The 23,002-nt window shown below is 40.0% G+C and carries 29 protein-coding genes; 19 read left to right on the top strand and 10 right to left on the bottom strand.

The window, feature by feature from the left end:
- The first annotated feature begins 405 nt into the window (after positions 1-405).
- The 8 genes from SY85_RS08350 (at position 406) to SY85_RS08315 (ending at position 7,470) form a co-directional block, all read left to right on the top strand.
- A complete protein-coding gene (locus SY85_RS08350; protein WP_066403454.1) occupies positions 406-1,269 on the top strand; it encodes a UbiA family prenyltransferase in 864 nt (287 codons plus the stop codon).
- The gene (locus SY85_RS08345) at positions 1,262-2,338 is read left to right on the top strand and encodes a type III polyketide synthase (RefSeq protein WP_066403452.1); all 1,077 of its coding nucleotides are present in this window, start codon (positions 1,262-1,264) and stop codon (positions 2,336-2,338) included. Before SY85_RS08350 ends, SY85_RS08345 begins: the two co-directional genes overlap by 8 nt.
- Positions 2,338-3,036: a methyltransferase domain-containing protein gene (locus tag SY85_RS08340; protein ID WP_066403449.1), complete on the top strand. Its 699-nt coding sequence runs from the start codon at positions 2,338-2,340 to the stop codon at positions 3,034-3,036. The genes SY85_RS08345 and SY85_RS08340 overlap by 1 nt, the downstream gene beginning before the upstream one ends.
- Complete coding sequence (locus tag SY85_RS08335) at positions 3,036-4,193, top strand: NAD(P)/FAD-dependent oxidoreductase (RefSeq protein ID WP_066403447.1); 1,158 nt, start codon at positions 3,036-3,038, stop codon at positions 4,191-4,193. Before SY85_RS08340 ends, SY85_RS08335 begins: the two co-directional genes overlap by 1 nt.
- Before the next feature lie 42 nt (positions 4,194-4,235).
- Positions 4,236-4,604: a CoA-binding protein gene (locus SY85_RS08330; protein WP_066403443.1), complete on the top strand. Its 369-nt coding sequence runs from the start codon at positions 4,236-4,238 to the stop codon at positions 4,602-4,604.
- A 189-nt stretch (positions 4,605-4,793) separates the two neighbouring features.
- Positions 4,794-5,258 (top strand): hypothetical protein, encoded by a 465-nt coding sequence (locus tag SY85_RS08325; RefSeq protein WP_148661139.1) that lies wholly within the window; start codon positions 4,794-4,796, stop codon positions 5,256-5,258.
- A gap of 67 nt (positions 5,259-5,325) precedes the next feature.
- Positions 5,326-6,930: a T9SS type A sorting domain-containing protein gene (locus SY85_RS08320; RefSeq protein ID WP_066403439.1), complete on the top strand. Its 1,605-nt coding sequence runs from the start codon at positions 5,326-5,328 to the stop codon at positions 6,928-6,930.
- Positions 6,931-6,996: 66 nt separating this feature from the next.
- A complete protein-coding gene (locus tag SY85_RS08315; protein ID WP_066403437.1) occupies positions 6,997-7,470 on the top strand; it encodes a ribonuclease H-like YkuK family protein in 474 nt (157 codons plus the stop codon).
- 3 nt (positions 7,471-7,473) lie between these two features.
- Here the strand turns inward: SY85_RS08315 and SY85_RS08310 are convergent, their stop codons facing one another.
- The 5 genes from SY85_RS08310 to SY85_RS08290 all read right to left on the bottom strand — a co-directional run bounded on the left by SY85_RS08310 (position 7,474) and on the right by SY85_RS08290 (position 10,597).
- Positions 7,474-7,653 carry a hypothetical protein gene (locus tag SY85_RS08310; RefSeq protein WP_066403431.1) on the bottom strand — a complete coding sequence of 60 codons (180 nt, stop codon included), beginning with the start codon at positions 7,651-7,653 and terminating at the stop codon, positions 7,474-7,476.
- Positions 7,654-7,703: 50 nt separating this feature from the next.
- Positions 7,704-8,315 (bottom strand): ribosome biogenesis GTP-binding protein YihA/YsxC, encoded by a 612-nt coding sequence (yihA, locus tag SY85_RS08305; RefSeq protein WP_066403423.1) that lies wholly within the window; start codon positions 8,313-8,315, stop codon positions 7,704-7,706.
- A 62-nt stretch (positions 8,316-8,377) separates the two neighbouring features.
- The gene (locus tag SY85_RS08300; RefSeq protein WP_066403421.1) at positions 8,378-9,028 is read right to left on the bottom strand and encodes a response regulator transcription factor; all 651 of its coding nucleotides are present in this window, start codon (positions 9,026-9,028) and stop codon (positions 8,378-8,380) included.
- 35 nt (positions 9,029-9,063) lie between these two features.
- Positions 9,064-9,897 (bottom strand): sensor histidine kinase, encoded by an 834-nt coding sequence (locus SY85_RS08295; protein WP_066403419.1) that lies wholly within the window; start codon positions 9,895-9,897, stop codon positions 9,064-9,066.
- 22 nt (positions 9,898-9,919) lie between these two features.
- The gene (locus SY85_RS08290) at positions 9,920-10,597 is read right to left on the bottom strand and encodes a hypothetical protein (protein WP_066403417.1); all 678 of its coding nucleotides are present in this window, start codon (positions 10,595-10,597) and stop codon (positions 9,920-9,922) included.
- Between the two features lie 656 nt (positions 10,598-11,253).
- Here SY85_RS08290 and SY85_RS08285 point away from each other — a divergent pair.
- From SY85_RS08285 to SY85_RS08270, 4 genes are all read left to right on the top strand, one after another.
- Complete coding sequence (locus SY85_RS08285; protein WP_066403415.1) at positions 11,254-11,910, top strand: response regulator transcription factor; 657 nt, start codon at positions 11,254-11,256, stop codon at positions 11,908-11,910.
- Positions 11,911-11,931: 21 nt separating this feature from the next.
- Complete coding sequence (locus SY85_RS08280; RefSeq protein WP_066403413.1) at positions 11,932-12,690, top strand: class I SAM-dependent methyltransferase; 759 nt, start codon at positions 11,932-11,934, stop codon at positions 12,688-12,690.
- A gap of 126 nt (positions 12,691-12,816) precedes the next feature.
- Positions 12,817-13,485: a response regulator transcription factor gene (locus SY85_RS08275; RefSeq protein ID WP_066403410.1), complete on the top strand. Its 669-nt coding sequence runs from the start codon at positions 12,817-12,819 to the stop codon at positions 13,483-13,485.
- Between the two features lie 63 nt (positions 13,486-13,548).
- A complete protein-coding gene (locus tag SY85_RS08270) occupies positions 13,549-14,364 on the top strand; it encodes an aminotransferase class IV (protein ID WP_148661138.1) in 816 nt (271 codons plus the stop codon).
- A 170-nt stretch (positions 14,365-14,534) separates the two neighbouring features.
- On the opposite strand, the gene SY85_RS08265 is transcribed toward SY85_RS08270, so the two are convergent.
- Together SY85_RS08265 and mqnB are read right to left on the bottom strand one after the other, a co-directional pair.
- Positions 14,535-15,233 (bottom strand): 1,4-dihydroxy-6-naphthoate synthase, encoded by a 699-nt coding sequence (locus SY85_RS08265; RefSeq protein WP_236938273.1) that lies wholly within the window; start codon positions 15,231-15,233, stop codon positions 14,535-14,537.
- A gap of 118 nt (positions 15,234-15,351) precedes the next feature.
- Positions 15,352-16,002, bottom strand: a complete 651-nt coding sequence (mqnB, locus tag SY85_RS08260; protein WP_066403404.1) for a futalosine hydrolase — start codon at positions 16,000-16,002, stop codon at positions 15,352-15,354.
- Between the two features lie 238 nt (positions 16,003-16,240).
- Here mqnB and SY85_RS08255 point away from each other — a divergent pair, with 238 nt between their 5' ends.
- The 4 genes from SY85_RS08255 to fabD all read left to right on the top strand — a co-directional run bounded on the left by SY85_RS08255 (position 16,241) and on the right by fabD (position 18,745).
- Positions 16,241-16,651: a 6-pyruvoyl trahydropterin synthase family protein gene (locus SY85_RS08255; protein WP_066403401.1), complete on the top strand. Its 411-nt coding sequence runs from the start codon at positions 16,241-16,243 to the stop codon at positions 16,649-16,651.
- A 9-nt stretch (positions 16,652-16,660) separates the two neighbouring features.
- Complete coding sequence (locus SY85_RS08250) at positions 16,661-17,077, top strand: 6-pyruvoyl trahydropterin synthase family protein (protein WP_066403398.1); 417 nt, start codon at positions 16,661-16,663, stop codon at positions 17,075-17,077.
- 81 nt (positions 17,078-17,158) lie between these two features.
- On the top strand, positions 17,159-17,758 hold the full coding sequence (gene folE / locus SY85_RS08245; protein ID WP_066403395.1) for a GTP cyclohydrolase I FolE: 600 nt from the start codon (positions 17,159-17,161) through the stop codon (positions 17,756-17,758).
- A 96-nt stretch (positions 17,759-17,854) separates the two neighbouring features.
- Positions 17,855-18,745, top strand: a complete 891-nt coding sequence (gene fabD / locus SY85_RS08240; RefSeq protein WP_066403394.1) for an ACP S-malonyltransferase — start codon at positions 17,855-17,857, stop codon at positions 18,743-18,745.
- Positions 18,746-18,783: 38 nt separating this feature from the next.
- Here fabD and SY85_RS08235 read toward each other — a convergent pair whose 3' ends face one another.
- Positions 18,784-19,236, bottom strand: coding sequence for a GNAT family N-acetyltransferase (locus SY85_RS08235; RefSeq protein WP_066403392.1), 453 nt, complete (start codon positions 19,234-19,236; stop codon positions 18,784-18,786).
- A gap of 255 nt (positions 19,237-19,491) precedes the next feature.
- Between SY85_RS08235 and SY85_RS08230 the strand changes: the two genes are divergently transcribed.
- Complete coding sequence (locus SY85_RS08230; protein ID WP_158512951.1) at positions 19,492-19,992, top strand: DinB family protein; 501 nt, start codon at positions 19,492-19,494, stop codon at positions 19,990-19,992.
- A 540-nt stretch (positions 19,993-20,532) separates the two neighbouring features.
- On the opposite strand, the gene SY85_RS08225 is transcribed toward SY85_RS08230, so the two are convergent.
- Positions 20,533-20,892 (bottom strand): cupin domain-containing protein, encoded by a 360-nt coding sequence (locus tag SY85_RS08225; RefSeq protein ID WP_066403388.1) that lies wholly within the window; start codon positions 20,890-20,892, stop codon positions 20,533-20,535.
- Between the two features lie 166 nt (positions 20,893-21,058).
- Between SY85_RS08225 and SY85_RS08220 the strand changes: the two genes are divergently transcribed.
- Together SY85_RS08220 and SY85_RS08215 are read left to right on the top strand one after the other, a co-directional pair.
- Positions 21,059-21,385 (top strand): hypothetical protein, encoded by a 327-nt coding sequence (locus SY85_RS08220; protein WP_066403386.1) that lies wholly within the window; start codon positions 21,059-21,061, stop codon positions 21,383-21,385.
- A gap of 114 nt (positions 21,386-21,499) precedes the next feature.
- A complete protein-coding gene (locus SY85_RS08215; protein WP_066403384.1) occupies positions 21,500-22,147 on the top strand; it encodes a DedA family protein in 648 nt (215 codons plus the stop codon).
- 180 nt (positions 22,148-22,327) lie between these two features.
- Here the strand turns inward: SY85_RS08215 and SY85_RS08210 are convergent, their stop codons facing one another.
- Positions 22,328-22,909, bottom strand: a complete 582-nt coding sequence (locus SY85_RS08210; RefSeq protein ID WP_066403381.1) for an RNA polymerase sigma factor — start codon at positions 22,907-22,909, stop codon at positions 22,328-22,330.
- Between the last annotated feature and the right edge of the window lie 93 nt (positions 22,910-23,002).

Below are 23,002 nucleotides of genomic sequence, written 5' to 3'. Positions count from 1 at the left end.
TTGTGGGGGATTTGTTGCGCCCACCTTCGTACTTTCTTCGAGGCTTCTTCTAGACTTCTTCGGGACGCTTCGAAGAAGTCCCGAAGCGGTCACGACGATAGGTGCAGCAAAAGGTAAGGGAGAGATAGAGCAGCCTCTAACGTCTGCTTTCAGCAACATAAAAGAGTACAAGTGGTTAGCTGCTGGCGCACACCCTTATTTTGTGCCATCCATTGTATATATAAAGATATAGTGTAAAATTTAGGGTTATTAAATACCCTTCCAGGCTGCGGAGAGTGAGAGGCATCAAAGGTTCTTGAAGAGCATTGAACAGGCAGGGAGTGTAAATGAATTATCAGTTCCCGTCTTTACTTACTAATTACCTATAATTCCACCTATATTTATAGAAGATCATCGTTGGCAATTATGTTTCAACGCTCCACCCTTCAACTATTGCGGTTCCATTTCTCACTGTTCCTGTTGCCGGTTTATCTTTTTGCTATAAGCCAGGTACCTGATGTGTCATGGGGTAAAGCTCTGGTTATTTTCATTATTCTCCACTTCCTGGTTTATCCATCCAGTAATGGCTATAATTCTTATATGGATAGGGATGAGTCGCCAATAGGTGGTTTATCTAAACCTCTGCAACCAACAAAGGAGCTCTTCCTGGTTAGTATTGTCATGGATTTAGTGGCGTTGATGCTTTCCTTTTATGTGAGCTCGGTTTTGGGGGTAGGGGTAGTGCTTTATATACTGGCATCACGCGCCTATAGCTATCGGGGCATTCGATTGAAACAATATCCTTTTATTGGCTTCCTTACCGTTTTTATATTTCAGGGGGCCGTTATTTTTTATAGTACCTATAAATCAATTGATTCGAATACAGCCACTTTTCATCTTTTGCTTCCGTGTTTGATTGCCAGTTTGCTAATTGGGGCTTTATATCCACTAACGCAGATTTATCAACATGAAGATGATAAGAAGGATGGGGTTATCACTATCAGTTATTTGCTAGGTAAACGCGGTACATTTCTGTTCAGTGCCCTTTTGTTTGGGGGCGCCGCTTTTGCTCTATTCGTATTTTTTAAAGAGCAAAATAAGTTGAAGCTTTTTTACTTGTTCCTGTTATTTACGATGCCTGTGGTCGGATTTTTTCTACATTGGTTTAGGAAGGTCTGGAAAGATGAAAAAGAGGCTAATTTTAAGAACAGCCTGCGGATGAATGTCATTTCTACTTTAGGAACCACCGGCTATTTCTTAACCCTTATAATACTGAACCATTTTGAGTAAGATAGTTTCTATAGGAACGGCGGTGCCAGCTTTTTGCCACAAACAAGCAGATATTTTACAGTTTATGCAAATGGTTTATGCACCTACTGAAGCTGATCGTCGTAAGATGCGGTACCTGTATAATCAAAGTGGGATAGAGAAGCGTTTTTCCGTAGTATCAGATTACGGGCGTCCTTTGTCTGAATGGAAGTTTTATCCGCAAAGCGAGGGACTGGAGCCGTTCCCTACTTTGGAACAGCGGATGGCTATTTATCATAAACAAGCACCATTGCTTTCTGTAGATGCCATACGCGATTGCCTGCACAATGTGCTACATGACCATGAGGTTACTCATTTTATAACAGTAAGCTGTACGGGCATGAGTGCACCCGGGCTGGATCTGCAAGTGATGGATATGATGGATTTGGGTAAAAGCATCTTCCGTACATCCGTCAACTTTATGGGATGCTATGCGGCTATTCATGCTTTGCGGTTGGCAGATGCCTTATGTAAAGCGGAGCGTAATGCTAAAGTGCTAATTGTTTGCACTGAGCTATGTACACTACATTTTCAACGGGAGGCTACACTCGATAATATTATTTCCTCCATGCTTTTTGGCGATGGCAGTGCTGCTGCTCTTGTGGTAAGCGATGACGTGCCATTAGAAGGCTTAACAATTGATTCTTTTCATAGTGAGGTGATAGTGAAAGGCAAGCGGGACATGGCCTGGGAGATATCTTCTACTGGATTCCTGATGACCTTAACCAGTTATGTGCCTGATCTGATTGAAGAAGATTTTTCTGAGGTGATGGATAAAGTATTAGATGGGGCTTCACGAAACGATGTTTCCCATTGGTGCCTGCATCCTGGCGGAAAACGAATTTTAGAAGCCATGCAAAAAAGCACTGGAATTAATCCACCAGCACTGCTACACTCATATGATGTTTTGAAACAGCACGGCAATTTATCTTCTGCCACTATCTTGTTTGTGTTAAAGAGAATGCTGGCTGATAAAAATGCAATACGGAAAATGGTAGGTGTGGCTCTTGGTCCTGGCTTAACAGTAGAAACTTTTACGGCCCATTATTAATGCCTTCATTTAAATACCGATCATACCAACAAGAATTATTGGATGGCAATGCTATTCCATTTGAAGCTATCCGGCAGAATATGGCTGAGCTGGATACCATTAATCATTTGTTGGGAGGGCATCGCATTACGCTTAAGGGGGTGCAACTACTAGTTGCAAATCATACAAAGCAAAACTGGAATATCGTGGAAATTGGTTGTGGAGGTGGTGATAATTTGCGTGTAATTAAAAAGTGGGCAGCCAAAAATCATATTGACGTAACTCTTGCCGGTATAGATATTAATAAGGAGTGTGTTGAATATGCAAAGCAAAATGTAGCTAATCAAGGCATTCAATTCTTAGTGTCGGATTACAGAGATGTGCAGTTTGATCAGAAACCTGACATTATTTTCTCTTCTTTGTTTTCACACCATTTTAAAGATGATGAGTTGGTAGATCAATTAAAGTGGATGAATGCGAATAGTCAAAAAGGATTTTTTATAAATGATCTGCAGCGCCACCCGGTAGCTTACTATTCCATTAAACTATTAACACAGCTCTTTTCAAAAAGTTACCTTGTTAAAAATGATGCGCCCATTTCTGTAATGCGCGGTTTTCATAAAGAGGAGTGGAGACGGCTTTTGAAGAAAGCAGGGCTGCATAATGTTTTATGTCGATGGGAGTGGGCATTCCGGTGGTTAATAATTTGTAGCATTTAATGCAAAAGCAAGTACAACAATATGATGTAGTAATTATTGGAGGCGGGCTGGCTGGGCTTTCGCTAGCAATTCAGTTAGTACGAAAAGGCTTTCGGGTCATATTGTTTGAAAAAGAAGTTTATCCCTTTCATAAGGTGTGTGGTGAGTATGTTAGTAAAGAAGCCTGGCCTTTCTTAGAAGCATTAGGGGTGCCTTTGTCAGAAATGCGGTTGCCTATCATTGACAGTCTTTTATTAACAGCTCCTAACGGCACGGCCTTTAAAACAAAACTGCTATTGGGTGGTTTTGGTATTAGTCGCTATACTCTGGATTATGAATTATATAAGATTGCCAAAAGGGAAGGGGTTGTTATAAAGGAAGGTTCAAAAGTAGAAGATGTGGTATTGGATAACAACCAATATCACGTTCATTATTCAGATGGCTCTTCAACTCGTAGTGAAATAGAAGCGCGCCTTTGTTTAGGAGCATATGGCAAGCGAAGCAACCTGGATGTGAAGTGGAAGCGATCCTTTATCAATAGTAAGGAACGAAGGTTGAATAACTACATTGCCGTGAAATATCATGTAGCAGGTATCAAGCAGCCTTCAATAATAGGCTTGCATAATTTTGAAAATGGGTATTGCGGCGTGTCTGAGATTGAAAACGGAAAATATTGCCTGTGTTATTTAACCACTGCAGCTATGTTGAAAAAGGCTGGCGGTCAGATCCGCGAGTTGGAACAAAACGTATTGAGCAAAAACCCCGTTTTGGCGTCTGTATTAAAGCAGAGTACCCATGAGAATGATTTTCCAGTAACCATTGCGCAGATCAGCTTTAGCCGAAAAACTTGGGTGGAAAATGGGGTGCTGATGCTTGGCGATGCGGCAGGGATGATAACACCACTTTGCGGCAATGGGATGAGTATGGCACTGCACAGTAGCAAAATGCTTGCTCTATTTGTAGAGCAGTATTTAAAGGGGGTGATAGGCTTTGATCAGTTGGTTTCGTTGTATAAGGAACAGTGGCTAAAAGCATTTGGTGGCCGTATGCAAATGGGAAGAGGATTGCAGCGCTTTTTTGGCAAACCCATACTCAGCAATTTTTTTGTTGGACTCTTCCGCTTGTTCCCTTTGCTAGCCCGCCCTGTCATTCGAAAAACGCATGGTCAGCCGTTTTAAGGCACGCCCTTTGTATTTTTAAGCACAAACTAGAATTAGCACATGGCACAGGCAAAGAAAACATTGGTATTAGGTGCGTCTGATAATCCTGCCCGCTATAGCTATTTGGCTATTAATAAGCTGGCCTCCCATGGTCACCCCGTTGTGGCTATTGGAAAGAAACTTGGTAAGGTAGGGGATGTTCAAATTGAAAAAGACCATTTGCCGGTTACCGGTGTAGATACTGTAACGCTGTATTTGAACCCAATGAATCAGCGAGAGTATATTGATTATATATTGGACTTAAAGCCCAAACGGATCATTTTTAATCCCGGTACGGAAAATGAACAACTGATTACAAAGGCTAAAGAGAACGGTATAGAACCGGTTATAGGCTGTACGTTAGTGATGCTAAGTATTGGTAATTATTAGCTACGTAGTTTTACTATGTAGTGTTATCGTTAGATTGTGAGAGTTTATACTTAATTTCCTCAGTTTATACAGAAACCCTTTCCATATTACAAAGTTTTTTAAAACATTTGTGTTCTCGTGCCTTAAATGAAAACCTTGGCTCTGAAAGGAGTCACGAACGTTTTTATCCTGACTTTGAAAACCAATACTATGAGAACCATTAAGATTGGCACGCTCTGCATGCTCCTTCATGCATTTGCATTGAGCGCTGCGGCTCAAAACAAGTTTCCGCTCAGAGAGCCGGATTATAATAAGCCGGCGTTATTTGATGATTTACCATCAAAACTTCCTTTTGATATTAATGTAGTAGATGAATTGTTAGATAGCCCTGAAGAACATTCGATTTCCATTCCATTAACTAAGACTCTGCGTTTTCAAGGGAAAGTAGTATCAAAGTCTGATAATACTGATCCTAACTTAAAGAGCATCGTTATAAAATCTACCAACCGTTTAGGTGCCACCTTTACATTGACGCGTATGCACAATGAGAATGGGGGCTTTTCCTATCAAGGACGTATTGTGAGTTTTAAGCATGGCGATGCTTTTGAATTGCAAATAGAAAATGGTCTTTATGTCTTGTCAAAGACAAAGTTATATGATCTTCTAAGTGAATAGTGCCCGTTTTTAGTTCGTACCCTTCTTAATCCAATCCTTTTAAAACAGCCTTTAGGCGTTCCTCCTTATGAAAAGTGTTTACCAATCCGTGCTATTGGTTTTCTTTGCAGTGTTTGGCTTTATTGCATCAGCTCAACTGCCTGTGTATAATAGTTATCCTGCCGCGCAAGCAGTTATCTTCCTGGATTTTGATGGACAAACTATAAATGGCACCTACTGGAATTCAACTGGTCCTATTGTTTGTGGTACTGCAGGTTTGAATACTAGCCAGGTTACTGAAGTATTTAACCGTGTGGCTGAAGATTTTCGGCCCTTTAATATCAATATAACAACAGATTCTACCCGATATTGGCAGGCGCCGCAAGCAAAGCGCATGCGGGTAATTATTACTACTTCTAATGAATGGTATGGCAATGGCGCAGGCGGGGTTTCATTTGTAAACTCTTTTACCTGGGGAGATAATACGCCTAGCTTCATTTTTACGGCATTACTTGGATATAATGCAAAAGCAGTAGCTGAGGCTGCTTCTCATGAAGCAGGACATACACTGGGGCTGCGTCATCAATCAAGCTATAACGCCAGTTGCGCACGAACTGCAGAATATAATGCAGGAATAGGGGAAGGAGAAACAGGCTGGGCGCCTATCATGGGCGTAGGGTATTACCAGAATTTCACCGTATGGAATCTAGGGCCTACGCCTACTTCCTGCTCTACTGTTCAAAATGATCTGGAGACTATTGCCAGTGCTAAAAATGGTTTTGGTTACCGGACTGATGATCATTCCAATACATTTGTAGACGCTACCTATACTACGTTTACTAATAATCAATTTATTCTTGATGGCATTATAGGTAAATCTGACGATGTCGATGTATTCAAATTTAAAATGAGTAAAAAGTCGATTTTCCGATTAAATGCCACGCCTTATCACGTAGCTAGTCAGAATTCTGGTTCTAACTTAGATATGCAAGTGGACTTGCTAGATGGTTCACAGAATCTTTTGAATTCATATAACCCATCTACACTGCTTAATTCAATCGTTGATACTTTGTTGAGTGAAGGCACTTACTACCTAAGAATTGATGGTACCGGAAATGCAAATACAAGTGAATATGGTAGCTTGGGTTCTTATTCATTACAAGGCAATTTGATTGATGTAACCCCTTTGCCCTTGCGGAAATTGGAATTAAAAGGCATTTCCCAGAAAAATAAACACAATTTGAGTTGGATAATAGATGCTGATGAGGCTATTGAAAGTCAGCAATTGGAATATTCTTTAAATGGGCATATTTTCCAAACGTTGGCTAGCTTAGGAGTAAACGATAGAGCCTATCAATATACTCCAACCGCTACAGGGGCTATTCAATACCGATTAAATATTCATTTTGACAATGGAAAGCAGTCGTTTTCCAATATCATCACCCTGCATTATACTGATGCAACCGAAATGCCCCGATTGTTGAGTACATGGGTGTCTGGTAGCGATTTACAGGTGAATAGCCCTACCCGTTTCGAGTATTTGATCACAGACTTTAATGGAAAAGTACTCTTACAGGGAAAAGGGAAAGAAGGACGAACAACCATTGGGATACCGACTTTAAGCATGGGTGGCTATTTGATTCGTTTTACAAATGGAAGCGCTTCTGCCGTTGAAAAATTCATAAAACGTTAATAGTAGCGTCGTTTATAAGCTTTGGTGCATTAAGGGTTTTTCAGTAAATTAGGAAAACCCTTTTTTATGCGCTGGAGAAAATTCAACGGGGAAACTATACACCTACCTATTTATGACGCTGTTGAACAAGTTATAACCCGAGAAACAGCTGCGGGTTATCACCTTAAGGTTTGTATTGGTACAGACTCCCAGGTTAAGGGACAAGAAACGGAATTTGCTACTGTTATTGTTTTTCTCAGGGAGGGTCATGGAGGCTTTATGTTCATTCATAATGAACGTACTTACCAGCAATACTCTATTAAAGAACGGATGCTTGTAGAGGTGGCCAAGAGTATTGAAATAGCCTATGAGCTATGTAATCTCTTTACTATTTATAATATAGATATGGAGGTGCATGCCGATATAAATACGAACCCAAACTTTAAGAGCAATGATGCCTTGCGGGAAGCAATGGGATATATCTTAGGGATGGGTTTTGCTTTCAAGGCAAAGCCAGAAGCATTTGCCAGTAGCAGTTGTGCCAATAAGATAGTTAGCTAAAGCTTATTTAATAGTTTGTGAAACAGCATTGGGCTTTATTGCCAACGGCGTGTTGTTATGGAGTTTAGTTGCAGTATATAATACCTGGATCTTCTTGCTTTCTTTTTCGGCATAAGAAAATGCAATCACTACGGCTATAAACAAAAACGCTGCAATATATTTTTCTAATTGAGATTTAGTCATACAGGTTACGGGATGACAAGATAGTGCTTTATTAAGAATAAAGTAAACACTTAGTTAGTAACGTTTAATTCGTTTATATAAGATAGGATTTGCCGGATACCCGTGTGTTTTACTGCCGATGTTACAAAATGCGCAGGTAGCTCTTCCCAGGTTTCTTTCAATGCTTCTAAAAATCGCTTTACATTGGCAGCTGTTTCACGCTGAGTCGTTTTGTCGGCCTTTGTAAATATTAGTGTAAAGGGTATGCCCCATTCGCCCAATTGATTGACAAACTTTAAATCAAGGGCCTGTGGTTCATGTCGGCTATCAATTAAAACGAAAAGCGTTATAAGGTTCTCGCGTTGGCGGATGTAATTTTCAATCATCTTTTCCCACGTCTTACGCTGCGACATTGAACGCTTAGCATAACCGTAACCCGGCAAGTCTACTAAGTACCATTCCTTTCGGTCATTGCCTGCTGTAACAACAAAGTGATTGATAAGCTGTGTTTTACCGGGAGATGAAGATACCTTAGCCAGTTCTTTTTTACTTGTCAGGGCATTTATAAGAGAACTTTTGCCCACATTGCTACGACCAATAAACGCATACTCCGGCTTATCAGGTTTTGGGCATTTATCTACAGAAGGACTACTGATCAAGTAAGAAGCGTCTATGATATCCATTGCTGCAAAGAAAGGAAATGTTTATGCCAAAAGGAGAATTTAGGGCGATATACGCTTAGAAATTAATCAACCAAGTTGTTTTTAACAGCAAAAAATACTAATCCGGCTGTGTTCTTACTGCCAAAACGTTCCATCAAGCGGTCCTTAATAGCTTCTACGGTCCGCGGGCTGATTTCCATCTTTTGAGCAATTTCCTGGGCTGTAAACTCCATGCAGATTAGCTGAAGTACCTCTTTTTCCTTGTCTGTTAGTGTGATCTCATTAAGAATAGAAGGGACGGTTTTTTGGCGGGAGTGAGACCGCTTTAATAAAATACGATTTACAAAATTGTTCAGGTAATATCCCTTTTCATGAACATCCATTATAGCTTTTCGTATTTCCTGTGGCTCCGCGTTTTTGAGTAAATAGCCATGTGCGCCATTTTCCATCATATGATAAACAAACCGTTCGTCCTCATACATGCTTAAAACGATAACATGGATATTGGGGTATTGCTTGCTTAATACTTTAGTAGTTTCGATACCATCTTTCAACGGCATCCGTAGGTCCATGAGAACAACATCGGGTTCAGTGGAGGGCAATTGTTCAAGTAGTTCCTCGCCATTACCAGCTTCCTGAACAAACTTTATATTGGTAAACGGCCGTAAGGAGAGAATTACCCCTTTGCGGAAAATCTTATGATCATCGGCAATCGCCACTTTAATTGTTTTCATAAAATGCGCACTAAAAGGCGTTAAATTACTGATTATCAATTAGACTCAAAGGGATCATCTAAAGGTATTTCAATTGTTACCTTGTAATACGTTTGTGAAGCGTCCTTTTCAAAGTAAATTTTACCATGTGCTACACGTAAGCGGCTGCTTATATTTTTTAATCCCAGCCCTATATTGCTCTTGTTTAGTTTTTCAAAGTCTGATTGTATTATGCCCCGCCCATCATGATGAACACGTAATACAAAGTGGTTATTTTGGCGATTTTGTGTTATATGAATAAAGCTGCTATTGCTATGTTTCAAGATATTGTTGACTAATTCTTGAATGATCCGGAATACCAATAACTCTTTTTCAGGTTTTAGGCGCTCCTTATACTCGTGAAATCTGCTACTAGCGTTAATACTTCCAGCTCCGCTTATTTTTTGAGTCAGGTCGTTTATTGCTGATTCCAGTCCAAAGTTTTTCAACGTTGGCGGCATAAGGCTATGGCTAATATTCCGTACTAGTTGGATGGTATCGTCTAAAATCTGACGGGCTTGAAAAATGGATTGTAACTGTGTGGCTTTATCCTGGTTAACCAGATTTTCGCTTAAATATAAACGAGCTGTTGCCAGTAAGGGGCCTGCGTCGTCGTGTAAATCTGCAGCTATGCGTTGGCGTTCTTCTTCTTGCAGGCGCACAGAAGCATTAATTAAAACTTTTTGTTGTTCTTGTTCCAGTCGTTGCAATTGAAGTTGGTATCGGCTAACCTTGCGTTGGTGAAGGATTATGAAAACTACCAAGCCAATAACAAGTATTAACATGCCGATTGTGCCCAATAAAAGGATAAGGGAAGAGTCGGTTGTTTTAGTAGCTTGAAGTAAAAACATAACGTCGGGTTACGGAATGCAGTTAGTTTAAATAAGGTTTAAGGTTTTTAAAGGTCTTTTGCTTGGATTGATTACCATAGATTGTGACACCTATTATAAAGAGAATATTTTTAATTACATAGAAAATATAGGTTAAAAACCAATATTTATATAATAATACCCTTTCAACATGGTTGGCAAAGATGTAGATGAAAAATGATCCTGATAGATATATAATCATTCCTGTAACAATCCAAAAGTGATAGCGATTGTAGATGTAATGATTTTCTATATCGTTCATCTGTTCATAAAAATAATAAAAGGAGAAAAGTATGATTAGTATCGTTTCTATGCCAATTGGAACTGAGTCGAGAAAATGTTGACCTGTAGTTATATAATAGATAGGTAACGCCAAGCTAAATAGTGTACTAAGTGCAATGGCAACTTTTCTAAAAAGTGTGTTTTTTGTAAAACTTATAATAAATATGGAAAATAGCAAGTACTCTATTAAGGTAAAACTTGCATAAATAGGATATACTGATTTAGGGGGCAAGAATTCAACCGAAGCGTTAATAGCGAGGTTTACTATTGTATAAATTAGTAACAGCCATGTAGGGCCAAGGCGTTTACTCTGACTGTAAGTTAACAGTATCCAGAATATTAAAAGGGCGTCTGTCGCAAAAGAAAGCCAATAAAAAAGGTTCTCTATAGTTTTGGCCATTAGCCAAATATAGAAAACCTTTATAATTATTTAGTAATAAGGATTATTAATCTTCCCACCAGTTTCCTAAAATAACATCAGTATCGGGCGGAGGAGCTAGTCTGTATACTTTCGGTGTCATAATTTGCTTGTTTTTTCGGTTTAGGGTGTAAAAATGAGGGCTCTCATGACCGTTTTCAATAGGGTATTTGGGATAGGAGATTGTGCTTTTTACCTCAAATGCTTGTCTGTGCTGACTTTTAAAGTAAAAAAGCTCGTAATGGCACTAGTTGAAATTAGGTAAATATCCGATGTGTGCATAGTAAAAATACTATGGCTAATTTTCGGCAAAGGGGTTTTATCTACTTCTTTCTTTCAACAATACTTTTAGCGTTAGCTAAAAACGTAGCTTTTGTTGGCCAAAATGAGTAGAACCAGTACTTAAAGCTAAAATCTGCGGCTGATTATAAGAAGTGTAGTGTTTTTTCTTACTACTTGTGTTTGGGGTTTATCGTAAAATAGCTAAGTGTTAGTTCGTATTTTTACGAATAGTATCAAGGAAGTATAGCCATTAAATAAGAAGTTAATTTGGATTAATTATGATTCATATCAAAATCTATTAGTTTTGTTACTTACATAGTGGATTCGTACTCAATCGATTAAACTGCATTTACAAAATGACTGCACAACAAATCAAGGTGGCAATTGCCGATGATCACAAAATCTTTAGAGATGGTATCCGTATGGCTCTAAAAGATCGGGAGTATCTTAAGATATTATGGGAGGCTGAAGATGGCAAAGACCTGATTCATAAGCTGAAGATCAAAGAACCAGATGTATTGCTGATGGACATCCGCATGCCAGAATTAGATGGTATCAATGCCATTAGTTTAATTCGTAAAGAGTATGAGGAGATAAAGATCATTGTTCTTACTATGTACGATGATCAGGAAATGATCACTAAAATGATGGAGTTGGGAGCCAACGCTTATTTGACGAAGACAACTGATCCTGATGAAATCTACCAGGCTATTCTAACGTGCATGAATGACGACTTTTATTTCAACGATCTTGTCAATAAAGCCGTTTTGTTAAAGCTCCAGCATCGTAAAACAGTACGTCAATTCTATCCTAATCCTGTAAAGTTCTCTGAGAAAGAAATACGCATACTGAAGTGCATTGCTGAAGACAAGACTACAGAAGAAATTTCAAAGGTTGTATTCTTAAGTCCCCGTACCATAGAAACAATCCGCCAGAAAATGAAAGAGAAAGTGGGCGCCAAAACAATAGCGGGTTTAGTAATGTATGCAATGCGTAATAAACTTCTAGAATAGAAACCTGACTACCTTCGCTAAATGAGCTCCTCAATTTCAGACAACATTAACGATACCTTTTTTTTCGGTATATATAAAGATGTATGGCGCCGGTTAGTACCGGATGGACTAACCGAAGCTGAAGCCGATTTTATTGAACAAGCGGCTATGTTACAGCCTGGTGCTGCCGTATTAGATCTTATGTGTGGATATGGTAGGCATACATTGGAGCTGGCTAAAAGAGGTCATACCGTTACCTCCGTTGATAACCTTTCCGATTATATTCAAGAAATTCAAGAGAAAGCAATAGCTGAGAACTTTTCAGTAAAGACACAGTTGAATAGTCTCATGAATATGCAATTGTCAGAATCATATGATGCTGCTATTTGCATGGGCAATAGCTTTTCATTTTTTAGCAAGGAGGAAGCACAGCAAATACTTGCCAATATATCGGCGCATTTGCGTTCTGGTGGGTGTTTTATCATTAACACCTGGATGTTGGGTGAAATTGCTATCCGTCATTTTAAAGAAAAAGAATGGTTTTATGCAGGCGAGTATAAGTACCTGCATGATTGCCGTTACTTGTTTAACCCTTCTCGCATAGAATCAGAGCATACAATAGTAACTCCAGACGGCCGCGCAGAATCTTTTAAGGGTGTTGATTACATTTTTACGTTGCCTGAATTAGGAGAATTGCTAAGTGGTGCTGGATTACTTATTGACGGTATTTATAGCACGCCCCGGAAAAAGCCTTTCAAAATGGGCGACACCCGGGCATATATAACCGCTTATAAGAAGTAACTCCCTTGATTTGTATAACAATAAATATAACCGTATTTTACCGAGAGTGAATTCATCTTTGTACTTTTTCTAATACAAGGACATTCACTAACATTGCAGTTGGATACACTGAATTAAAATGCTTTTATGAGAACTACCGAGGTTGGCGTTATTAAAGTAGCCATTGCCGACGATCATCACTTATTCCGTACCGGGGTTAGAACTTCTTTATCTGCCCGAAAGGACATTCATATAGTGGCAGAGGCTGAAAATGGAATGCAGCTTCTGAATTTACTAAAACATATAAAGCCCGATGTTATCCTACTAGACATACAAATGCCTATCATGGACGGGCTATCTACACTCCCCGAAATCAAAAAACTACATCCAGATGTAAAAGTGATCATGCTATCTATGCATAACGATCACTCAATGATTACGAAGATGATGGAGATAGGGGCTAATTCTTACTTAACTAAGGAGTCGGACGCAGAGGTTATTTATCAGGCGATAAAGACCTGTTATGAAGACGAGTTCTTTTTTAATGACCTTACCAATAAAGCAATGCTTACAGGTCTCCGCACAAAACGAGAGCCAGAGCAAGTCGTAAACGAAGTAGTGTTGACTGATAAAGAAAAAAAGATACTTCGGTATATGTGTGAGGAGAAAAGTACAAGAGAGATTGCTGACTTGGTAGATATTAGTCCCCGAACGGTAGAAGCTATTCGGGACAAGCTGAAATCAAAAACAGGTGCTAAATCAATGGCTGGCCTTGTAATGTATGCTGTAAAAGCTGGAATCATTACACAAGAGTAGAGGCAAGTTTTTACTTTTAAATATATTGCCCGGTGTTTGCCGGGCATTTTTTATTTTGTGCTCATGCCTTTTGTTTGTCATAATGGTGTCTTCTTTCCAGATAATCAACCAGTCTTATTTGTAAGCAACCGTAGTTATAAATGGGGAGAAGGTATTTTTGAAACGATGAAAGTTTACCGTGGCCGATTATTATTAAAAACTTTTCACTTTGACCGCTTACTTACAAGTATAAAACTGCTTCAAATACATCAGTCTTTCACTCCAAACGAATTGGAGCAAAGCATATTAGCGCTTTGTACTGAAAATGGTTGCATAGACCTGGCGCGTGTTCGGTTGGCTGTTTATCGGGATGAGGAAAATACAACCGGTTATACAATTGAGGCTATTCCAATGGATCAACGTGTGATGCAGTGGAACGAAAAAGGCCTTGTCATTGATACTTATCCTTATGCACGTAAGGCTTGTGATGTATGGGCTAACCTAAAAACAGCCAATTATTTACCCTATGTTATGGCTGGTAGATATGCCGAAGAAAAAGGACTTCAGGAAAGCCTGGTATTGAATACTTATAATCATATTTCCGATGCCTCAAAGGCTAATGTTTTTATTATAAAAGACGGCGAATTGTTTACTCCAGCTTTAGACCAGGGATGTATAAACGGCGTTATGCGACGTTTCCTTTTACAAGAATTAAAAGAAAAAGGATGGAAAGTGGGGCAGGGTGAACTTCCTGAGAATATGTTACTAAAAGCGGATGAATGCTTTTTGACCAATGCTATTCAAGGTATCCGTTGGGTAGGAAAATATCGCGATAAAGTATTTGATTCCCAGTGTACTAAACAAATCTTTGATACCGTTTTGGCGCCTCATTGGTGCTGATATTGTTACTTTAAGCGTGACGAGGTGAAATTGCGAGCACAATACCTGGTAGAGGATAGTAGACTGCGCCTGTGACGCAGTCATTTATAAGGGCATATCTAAAGCCTATTAATCACAAGGAGGCCTTACCTCGCTTAATACAATTTTACAAACAGGCTTTGACCAGTATGCTAGGCAAATAAATCAATGGATTTAGTCCCTTTCTGCTGCTGATAAAGCTGGTAAAACTGCTCAATGGCTTCCTTGCCAGTTTCACCCAACTCTAGCGAGAATTCATTCACATACAATTCTATATGTTGGCGCATTACCGCTTCGTCCATTTCCTGGGCATGTTCCGTTATATAAGGACTAAGGGTAGGGTAGTGTGTATATGAATATTGCAGACTTGCTTTAATAAGAGCGTCTACCTTTTGAATGACGTCTTGTGAAAGTGATCGCTTTATAGCAATACAGCCCAATGGAATGGCTTTTTCTGTTTTGGTTTCCCAATACTCCCCCAAGTCAAGCACTTTTACCAAGCCCTTTTGGTGGTAGGTAAACCGGTTTTCATGAATGATGACGCCAAGGTCCACTTCTCCTTTCAGAACAGCATCCTCTATTGAAGAGAAAAGCATAGGTATTCGGTTCTGCGCTGTTGGGAAAGCAAAGTTCAACAAGAAATTGGCCGTAGTGTTTTCTCCTGGAATGGCAATTTTACAATGCGCCACATCGGGAACACTGACCATCGTTTTTGCAATCAGCAGCGGTCCTACGCCTTTACCTAATGCTGACCCTGCAGATAAGCAAGCATATTGTTCTGCGTTATTGAAAAAAGCCGGGAAGCTTAGTTTAGATATATCCAGGCGGCCTTCATTCGCCCAATTGTTCAAGGTTTGTACGTCTTCCAGCACCACATCAAAGTCAAATCCTTGCGTGTCGATCTTTTATTAACTAATGCGTCAAAAATAAATGTGTCATTGGGGCAAGGTGAAAAACCAAGTGTCAGTTTCATGATCCTATCTGTTTAATGATTAGCTCTTGTAGTTTTATATTCAATGTGTCAATAGCCTCCTGCAGTTTCCAGGCCTGCTTGTTTCGTTCTCCTATATAATTAGATATAGAGCGAAGCTGTAAAAAGGGAATCCCTTCCTGCAAAGCTACAAAATGAAGGGCGGCACCCTCCATACTTTCTACTTGAGCGCCTAGCATTTGTTGGTAATAGGCAATGCGGTTTTTGTCCGTTGAAATCTCATTGACACTAACACCGGCTACTTGGATAAGCTCACCAGCAAAATCAGATATATTGTTATTTACAAGTAAAGCATTTTGGAAAGGGGATAGGTCCTTCTGAATAAAGCCTAAGCTAAACAGGTCGCGAAAGCTATTTTGCTCTACTACGCCCAAGTCTCCAACCACTTCTGTTTTTACAGCCACTACTTGAGTTAAAGCAAGATTTGGATCAATAGAACCTGCTATGCCAGCTTGGATAATCATAGTTGGCTGTTGGGAAGAAACTTGTTTCGTTAAAGTATAGGCACTTGCCATTAATCCTACACCCGTAAATAAAACGGTAATTTGACTGTCTAACTGACGTTCTTTTATAAAATTAATGGTAGGCTGGATCTCGAAGGGGGTAGCGGCACAAAGGAGCAATGACATGGTGCAAAAATAATCGCGGATGAATGGATTGTAATAGATTTTGCAGATTACTTAAGGGGGTAAAGTATGAAGTTTTGTTGTGCAATCTGCCTTTAAAAGGGATTCTCATGGAAAAGTCTTGCCTATATATATTAGTGCCTTGCATAGGTTGGAAAGGCCGTTAAACTCCCAAAATCCAGCTAATCCTTCCTAAATCCTCTCGTCTGCGATTATCTTTGCAAAAAATTTTAGGAAAAGAATGGTGTATTTGACACGTGTGGAGCATTTCAATGCGGCGCACAAATTATATAATCCTTCCTGGTCTAAAGAAAAGAACGAAGAGGTATTCGGTAAATGCGCAAATGAAAACTGGCATGGGCACAACTATGAACTGTTGGTAACTGTAAAAGGAAAGCCCCACCCCGACACTGGCTTTGTAATGGATGTAAAGCGCTTAAGTCTTTTGATTAAAGATCAGGTAATTGAAAAAGTAGATCACCGCAACCTTAATATGGATGTAGACTTCCTAGAGGGGCAATTCTGCTCTACAGAGAATCTTGCTATTGGGATTTGGAAACAATTGGCTAAACATTTGCCAGAAGGAGTTCAGTTATATTGTATTAAGTTATATGAAACGCCACGTATCTATGTTGAGTATTTTGGCGAATAAATCAACCATATGGGACAGAAAGTAGCCGTATTTCGCAGAGAACATTTTAATGCCGCTCATCGATTGTATAATATGGACTGGGATGAGGCACGCAATACTGAAGTATTTGGAAAATGCAGTTGGCCTCACTTTCATGGGCATAATTATGAGCTGGAGATCAAAGTAGTAGGGGAGATTGATGATGAAACCGGTTTTGTAATGGATACAAAACGTCTCTCTTTGCTGGCCAATAAATATGTACTTCAAAAGTTTGATCATAAGAATCTCAATCTGGATACAGAGGAGTTTAAATCATTGAACCCAACGGCTGAGAATATAGCCATCGTAATCTATAATCTCCTGCGTCCTCACTTAGAAGAAAAGTTGGAGCTGTATATTAGATTATACGAAACACCTCGCAACTATGTTGAATACCCAGTAGCGTGAGTGGTGAATTATGAATGGTCAATAAATTAGTCCCGTTCACGATTACTTATTCACAATCTAAAATCTAAAATCGCAAATAGAATGGCTTACCATAAATCAGAGCACTACGATCTGGAAATAACAGAAGAATTGACTGGGAAGTATAAAGACATTATTACTTTATTAGGGGAAAATGCCCAACGCGAAGGCTTATTAAAGACCCCTGAGCGTATGGCAAAGGCCATGCAGTTCATGACGCAGGGTTATCATCAGGATGCGGTTACGATTCTGAATTCAGCCCGTTTTGAAGAACATGTCAGCGAGATGGTTATTGTAAAAGATATTGAGTTGTACAGTATGTGTGAACACCACTTAGTGCCTTTTTATGGTAAAGCGCATATTGCCTATATCCCTAATGGCTATATTACAGGCCTGAGCAAATTGGCAAGAGTGGTAGATGTATTTGCTCGCCGTCTTCAAGTGCAGGAGCGACTGACAACCCAAATTTTGGAAGCTATTAAAGAAAGCCTGAACCCTATGGGTATAGCTGTAGTAATTGAGGCTAAGCACCTTTGTATGATGATGCGCGGGGTTCAAAAGCAAAACTCGGTAACCACAACGTCTGCTTTTGACGGTGAATTATTAAATAATTCGATTACACGTAGTGAATTCCTGAAGTTGATCTCCGCTGACCTGAGTTAGGGCCATCAATTTCATTTCCTTTACTTTCGCAAAAAAATAGGCGGCGAATGTGCATTTGTGAGTGATGAATATGTCGCTAGCCAAGACAATTGTTTTATGAAACATGCATTTGTATTTCCTGGGCAAGGTGCCCAGTTTCCCGGAATGGGAAAAGACCATTATGAAAATGGTGCTTTTTCCAAGAAGTTATTCGAACAAGCTAATGAGATTTTAGGCTTCCGCATTTCCGATATTATGTTTAACGGCAGTGAAGAAGACCTGAAGCAAACCAATATTACCCAGCCGGCAATCTTCCTGCATTCCATTATAGCCTTCAGAAGTATCGATAATGCCCGCCCTGAAATGGTGGCTGGTCATTCTTTGGGAGAGTTTACTGCTTTGGTAGCTAATGGCACTTTGAGTTTTGAAGATGGCTTGCGTTTGGTAAGTCTACGCGCTCAGGCTATGCAAAAAGCCTGTGAGAAAACCCCTTCAACGATGGCAGCAGTGTTGAACCTAGCTGATGAGAAGGTAGAAGAAATTTGTGCAAAAGTGCAGGCTGAAACCGGTGAGATCGTGGTGCCGGCCAACTATAATTGCCCAGGCCAGTTGGTAATCTCTGGAACAATTAAAGGAGTAGAGATTGCTTGTGAGCAAATGAAAGCTGCCGGAGCTAAAAGAGCATTGATCTTGCCAGTAGGTGGTGCTTTCCACTCTCCATTGATGGAGCCTGCTCGCCAGGAGTTGCAGCAAGCTATTGAAGATACCCGCTTTATGACCCCAACCTGCCCGGTTTATCAAAACGTGGTAGCAAAAGGAGTGGTGGATAAAGACGAAATCAAGCAGAACCTGATTGATCAATTAACCGGGGCTGTTAAGTGGACACAGTGTGTGCAAGCCATGATTGCAGACGGAGCCAGCACCTTTACAGAGGCTGGTCCTGGTAAAGTATTACAAGGGCTGATCTTAAAGATTAATAAAGAGGTTCAAACTAATGGTGTGAACTAAAAATAAATAATAAAAAAGCCCCCTAATGCGGGGCTTTTTTATTTAAAGTAGATGCCACAATTGAGCCATTCGCCATCAAAGGCGGCGTTGTATTTCTTATAAAAGTTGATAGCCGGTTCGTTCCACTCCAGCACCTGCCACTGCATACCATTGAGATTACGGCGTTGCGCTTCTTTGATCAATCGGTCAAACAATAACTTACCAAGGCCTTTTCCACGCATTTGCTCAGTTATATAAAAATCCTCCAGGTACATACGCTGACCTTTCCAGGTGCTAAAGCGAATATAATAGAGTGCAAAGCCTTGCACTACCCCATCCACTTCAGCTACAAAGGCCCACCATACTGGTTTGTAACCAAAGCCACTTTGTTCAAAATGCTCCAGTGTTACTGTTACTTCGTTTGGCGCACGTTCATAACGAGCAAGCTCATGCACTAATTCAAGTATGCGTCCGCAATCCTCCTTGACAGCTTTTCTAATATTGATATTCATTTTATTCTTATTGCGTTTTCTATCATTACAATGTTAAGGTAATATTCAATGTACTTATTGTCAGCTATTTGGTTTCTTTGGCTTGTAGCCTAAATCTCAGCTTTGGTTGGATCATAGTTTATTACTTTTTAATTCTTGGCTTTAGATTGTGGTCTGTAGACGTTCTCCTCACTTCTTTTAAAAAAAATGATAGGTAAGACAAATGTTATTTGTTAATTCGTAATGGAAATATATGCCCAGCAACCATTTACAATTATGAAAGTATTATTGACCCAGTATTCAGCCTACCACCTATGGGCAAACCAACAGATTTTTGAAACAATCGAAAAACTGCCGGAAGCCCTTCAGGAACAGCATATAGTTAGTTCTTTTCCAAGTTTGAAAGCTACGCTGCTACACATGCTAGATGCTGAATCTATCTGGTGGCAACGTATGAAGCTATTGGAAAACATTAACCGGCCAAGTGAAAACTTTACGGGCTCTGTCAGTGATGTTGCGAAGAGCTTGATGCAGCAGTCCCAGCAGTGGCATGAGTGGATTTCCAATGCTACCGAACATATGTTTGAGCATGAGTTTATTTACTATAACACCAAACGCGAAAAGTTCAAGCAGGCTATATATCAAATGCTGCTTCATATATTTAACCATGGTACCTACCATCGAGGACAACTGGTAACCATGCTGCGCCAATTAGATGTTAATACAATACCCCCAACCGACTTTATTGTCTGGAGCCGTAAGAGGTCAATTATTTAATTAAGATAACTCATTTTAAGCGGGCGCATGCCCAGCCCCTAAAGGGGAGTGCCGCGCGGCAGGCGGCTACACGCTGCAAGCCAAACCATCTTGCCGGCAACTGTACCCGCATTTTTGGTATCTTTAGGGTCTTCCTTTAAGGTGTTTTCTGCCTTTCTTATTACACTTTTTTTTACTACTTCTAATGAGTTTATAAAGGTGACCGGATGACGACATACGGGTCAAGGTACGGGTGAGGTAGGGTCAAGGATCGGCCGAGGTACGGGTGAGATACGGAGTTACCTAGGCTGCCATACGGAGTAACCTAGTCTTCCATACGGAGTAACCATGAAGGGACAGAGGCGTAGCCATGAAGGTAGGGTGAAGGAATAGGCAAGGTAGAGCGGAGGAGGGATGGCGGATTTAAGGGAATGGCAGCCTATTTCTTACTTTAACAGAAAAGCACTCCCGGTAAGAAGTGCTTTTTCTATGTAAGATTAGCTTGTTCTGTCAGCGCCCTTTCACGTTTGACGTTTCACTAAAGCCTAGTGCTTGGGTTGGTTATTCTTCCCGATTTACCTCCTCCATTGAAAAAGCCGGAAGACAAACGCTCCAATACTCACACTCCTCTTCAAACGGGTTGGAATAACGGACACGGGTACCTTTTTTAATTAAAATAGACTGACCTGCAGAAACAATAATAGTTTCACCATCTGCTTCAATTTGTTTTTTGCCTCGGCTTACCAACGTGTATTCATCAAACGTAGGGGTTTGAAAAGGCTCGCCCCAGCCGGGTGGCGCTATCATATGCGCAATGCTAAGGTTGTTGCTGGCAAGTGAGGCCAGTCCAAAATGCTCTTCTATTAATTTCCCATCAGTAGTGGGCACTACAAAGGGTTGAGTTTGATGCTGGTAGGGCATAAGCGAAATTTGGGCAAAACTACTATCTCTTCATAAAATGAATAGTTGTAAGAATGCGACAGCGTGGTTCCTTTTAAATAGGATTTTTTATTCTGATCACATTGTACAGGAGGCTACGACTTAAAAATTATATTTTGTAATTTGTTTATTAAGTCCATGCTTTCGTATGAAGCATCTTATACAAATACAAAAAGATCTGGAAAAGCTTCAGAATCAGCTGGTAAGTATGCTAGCAAAATTTGCTATTGTATTTGCTGGTCTGGGGCTTGTGATTTGTCTTATAGCTAAGTATGAGGGTTTGTTAGTGTTTGGTATTGCTACGCTTTTGATAGTAAGCTTCGGGATATTCTTATTTAAAAAATGGTATGCACGCTATAAGGTGTTGCGCATGAATTTCTTTGAATTAGATAAAGTATATAAAGAGCATACAAACGAGCATATAAAGGAGGCCAAAGAAGCTATGGATGGCCTTCTCTATATCCGTAGGTTTTAATTTCTCTCAAAGCAATCCCCTCTATCGAGAGTAAAAAGTTTCCCTAATCTTATAGCCGCTTGACCTTTTAATACATGGCTCCTTTACTTTTGCCCCAATTCAAAAAAGCAAATAGTGGAAGCAATCCAAGCCATCATTGATTTTATCCTGCATATTGACAAACACCTGGTAGAAATTGTAAGTGATTATAAAACCTGGACGTACCTGATCTTGTTCCTCATCATTTTTGCTGAAACAGGGTTAGTGGTAACTCCATTCTTGCCCGGTGACTCCTTGCTTTTTGCCGCTGGTGCTATAATAGCCAAGCCAGAGAGTGGGCTGAGTATTTTGTTGATGTGTGGTATTCTGATTGTGGCGGCTATTCTGGGCGACCTGGTGAACTTTCATATAGGCGACTATATTGGACCGCGAGCTTTTAGTGGCAAAATCAAATTGCTTAAAAAAGAATACTTGGAAAAAACCCAGGCATTTTATGACAAACATGGTGGTAAGACGATCATCTATGCGCGCTTTATCCCTATCATCCGCACGTTTGCTCCTTTTGTGGCTGGTGTAGGTACAATGTCGTACGGCCGTTTTGCATTCTATAATGTGATTGGCGGTGTGCTTTGGGTAGCCAGCTTTCTTTTCCTGGGTTACTTCTTCGGCGGCATTCCAGTTATCAAATCCAACTTTACCTATGTAATATTTGGAATCATTCTTCTTTCTATTTTGCCACCCATTATTGAAATAGTGCGAGGCAGAAGCAAGAAGAAGGCATAAGTGCAGCTATGAAAATGATTCGCCTTTCGGGCACCCATCAGCGCAATCTATAAAAAACAAAGTAATCTGCGATAAAAAAGAAGCCCCGCCTAGGCGGGGCTCTTAATTAGGTGTCATTCTTCATCAGCCTTCCGCGGCAAGCAATTTTTATTGCGGTCGGAGACAAAGAATGACAAAAAGTTATAAAGCAATTTGTTTTTGTACCATCATTTTACGCAGATTGATCAAGCCGTAACGCATACGCCCTAATGCGGTATTGATACTGCAATGAGTCATTTCTGCTATTTCTTTAAAGCTTAAATCAGCATAATGCCTTAAAATGATCACCTCGCGCTGGTCTTCAGGCAGTAGATCTAGCATGTCTCTAACCCGGTTATGGCTTTGCTTTTTTATTAACTTTTCCTCGGGGCTCTCTTCCGTAAAGTTAAGGATTTCAAAAATATCTGTATCGTCACCCGTTTTTATTGTTGGCGTACGTTTTACTTTACGAAAGTGGTCCACACATAGATTGTGGGCAATACGCATAGCCCATGGCAAGAACTTACCTTCTTCTGTATAGCGACCACCACGAACGGTATCAATTACTCGGATGAATACGTCCTGAAAGATGTCTTCGGCAAGATACTTGTCCTTAACTAAGAAGTGGATAGAAGTGTAGAGCTTGTCTTTATGACGTAGTACTAAGCATTCAAATGCTCCAGTATTGCCCAAAACAAAAGATTGTATGAGCTCATGATCAGATAGTTTAGATAAAGGTGTCATAATTACTCCTAGGGTTTAGGTGATCTAAGGGATAGAGAACAATAAAATTTTCGGAGTAAATATCAATACGATAGGCGTAGTGTGTTTGTCGGT

This window comes from Flavisolibacter tropicus, from assembly GCF_001644645.1.
Lineage (GTDB): Bacteria > Bacteroidota > Bacteroidia > Chitinophagales > Chitinophagaceae > Flavisolibacter > Flavisolibacter tropicus.
Note: the sequence above shows the minus strand (reverse complement) of the source record. Positions and strands in the feature narration are given on the sequence as shown.

Excerpts from the sequence above, each read along its gene's own strand:
- SY85_RS08325 (WP_148661139.1), top strand. The coding sequence starts at position 4,794 with ATGAGAACCATTAAGATTGGCACGCTCTGCATGCTCCTTCATGCATTT.
- SY85_RS08295 (WP_066403419.1), bottom strand. The coding sequence starts at position 9,897 with ATGTTTTTACTTCAAGCTACTAAAACAACCGACTCTTCCCTTATCCTT.
- SY85_RS08315 (WP_066403437.1), top strand. The coding sequence starts at position 6,997 with ATGCGCTGGAGAAAATTCAACGGGGAAACTATACACCTACCTATTTAT.
- SY85_RS08335 (WP_066403447.1), top strand. The coding sequence starts at position 3,036 with ATGCAAAAGCAAGTACAACAATATGATGTAGTAATTATTGGAGGCGGG.
- folE (WP_066403395.1), top strand. The coding sequence starts at position 17,159 with ATGGCTTACCATAAATCAGAGCACTACGATCTGGAAATAACAGAAGAA.
- SY85_RS08250 (WP_066403398.1), top strand. The coding sequence starts at position 16,661 with ATGGGACAGAAAGTAGCCGTATTTCGCAGAGAACATTTTAATGCCGCT.
- SY85_RS08230 (WP_158512951.1), top strand. The coding sequence starts at position 19,492 with ATGAAAGTATTATTGACCCAGTATTCAGCCTACCACCTATGGGCAAAC.
- SY85_RS08300 (WP_066403421.1), bottom strand. The coding sequence starts at position 9,028 with ATGAAAACAATTAAAGTGGCGATTGCCGATGATCATAAGATTTTCCGC.
- SY85_RS08270 (WP_148661138.1), top strand. The coding sequence starts at position 13,549 with ATGCCTTTTGTTTGTCATAATGGTGTCTTCTTTCCAGATAATCAACCA.
- SY85_RS08330 (WP_066403443.1), top strand. The coding sequence starts at position 4,236 with ATGGCACAGGCAAAGAAAACATTGGTATTAGGTGCGTCTGATAATCCT.
- SY85_RS08290 (WP_066403417.1), bottom strand. The coding sequence starts at position 10,597 with ATGGCCAAAACTATAGAGAACCTTTTTTATTGGCTTTCTTTTGCGACA.
- SY85_RS08350 (WP_066403454.1), top strand. The coding sequence starts at position 406 with ATGTTTCAACGCTCCACCCTTCAACTATTGCGGTTCCATTTCTCACTG.
- SY85_RS08255 (WP_066403401.1), top strand. The coding sequence starts at position 16,241 with ATGGTGTATTTGACACGTGTGGAGCATTTCAATGCGGCGCACAAATTA.
- fabD (WP_066403394.1), top strand. The coding sequence starts at position 17,855 with ATGAAACATGCATTTGTATTTCCTGGGCAAGGTGCCCAGTTTCCCGGA.
- SY85_RS08220 (WP_066403386.1), top strand. The coding sequence starts at position 21,059 with ATGAAGCATCTTATACAAATACAAAAAGATCTGGAAAAGCTTCAGAAT.
- SY85_RS08280 (WP_066403413.1), top strand. The coding sequence starts at position 11,932 with ATGAGCTCCTCAATTTCAGACAACATTAACGATACCTTTTTTTTCGGT.
- SY85_RS08320 (WP_066403439.1), top strand. The coding sequence starts at position 5,326 with ATGAAAAGTGTTTACCAATCCGTGCTATTGGTTTTCTTTGCAGTGTTT.
- SY85_RS08210 (WP_066403381.1), bottom strand. The coding sequence starts at position 22,909 with ATGACACCTTTATCTAAACTATCTGATCATGAGCTCATACAATCTTTT.
- SY85_RS08285 (WP_066403415.1), top strand. The coding sequence starts at position 11,254 with ATGACTGCACAACAAATCAAGGTGGCAATTGCCGATGATCACAAAATC.
- SY85_RS08340 (WP_066403449.1), top strand. The coding sequence starts at position 2,338 with ATGCCTTCATTTAAATACCGATCATACCAACAAGAATTATTGGATGGC.
- mqnB (WP_066403404.1), bottom strand. The coding sequence starts at position 16,002 with ATGTCATTGCTCCTTTGTGCCGCTACCCCCTTCGAGATCCAGCCTACC.
- SY85_RS08235 (WP_066403392.1), bottom strand. The coding sequence starts at position 19,236 with ATGAATATCAATATTAGAAAAGCTGTCAAGGAGGATTGCGGACGCATA.
- SY85_RS08275 (WP_066403410.1), top strand. The coding sequence starts at position 12,817 with ATGAGAACTACCGAGGTTGGCGTTATTAAAGTAGCCATTGCCGACGAT.
- SY85_RS08310 (WP_066403431.1), bottom strand. The coding sequence starts at position 7,653 with ATGACTAAATCTCAATTAGAAAAATATATTGCAGCGTTTTTGTTTATA.
- yihA (WP_066403423.1), bottom strand. The coding sequence starts at position 8,315 with ATGGATATCATAGACGCTTCTTACTTGATCAGTAGTCCTTCTGTAGAT.
- SY85_RS08225 (WP_066403388.1), bottom strand. The coding sequence starts at position 20,892 with ATGCCCTACCAGCATCAAACTCAACCCTTTGTAGTGCCCACTACTGAT.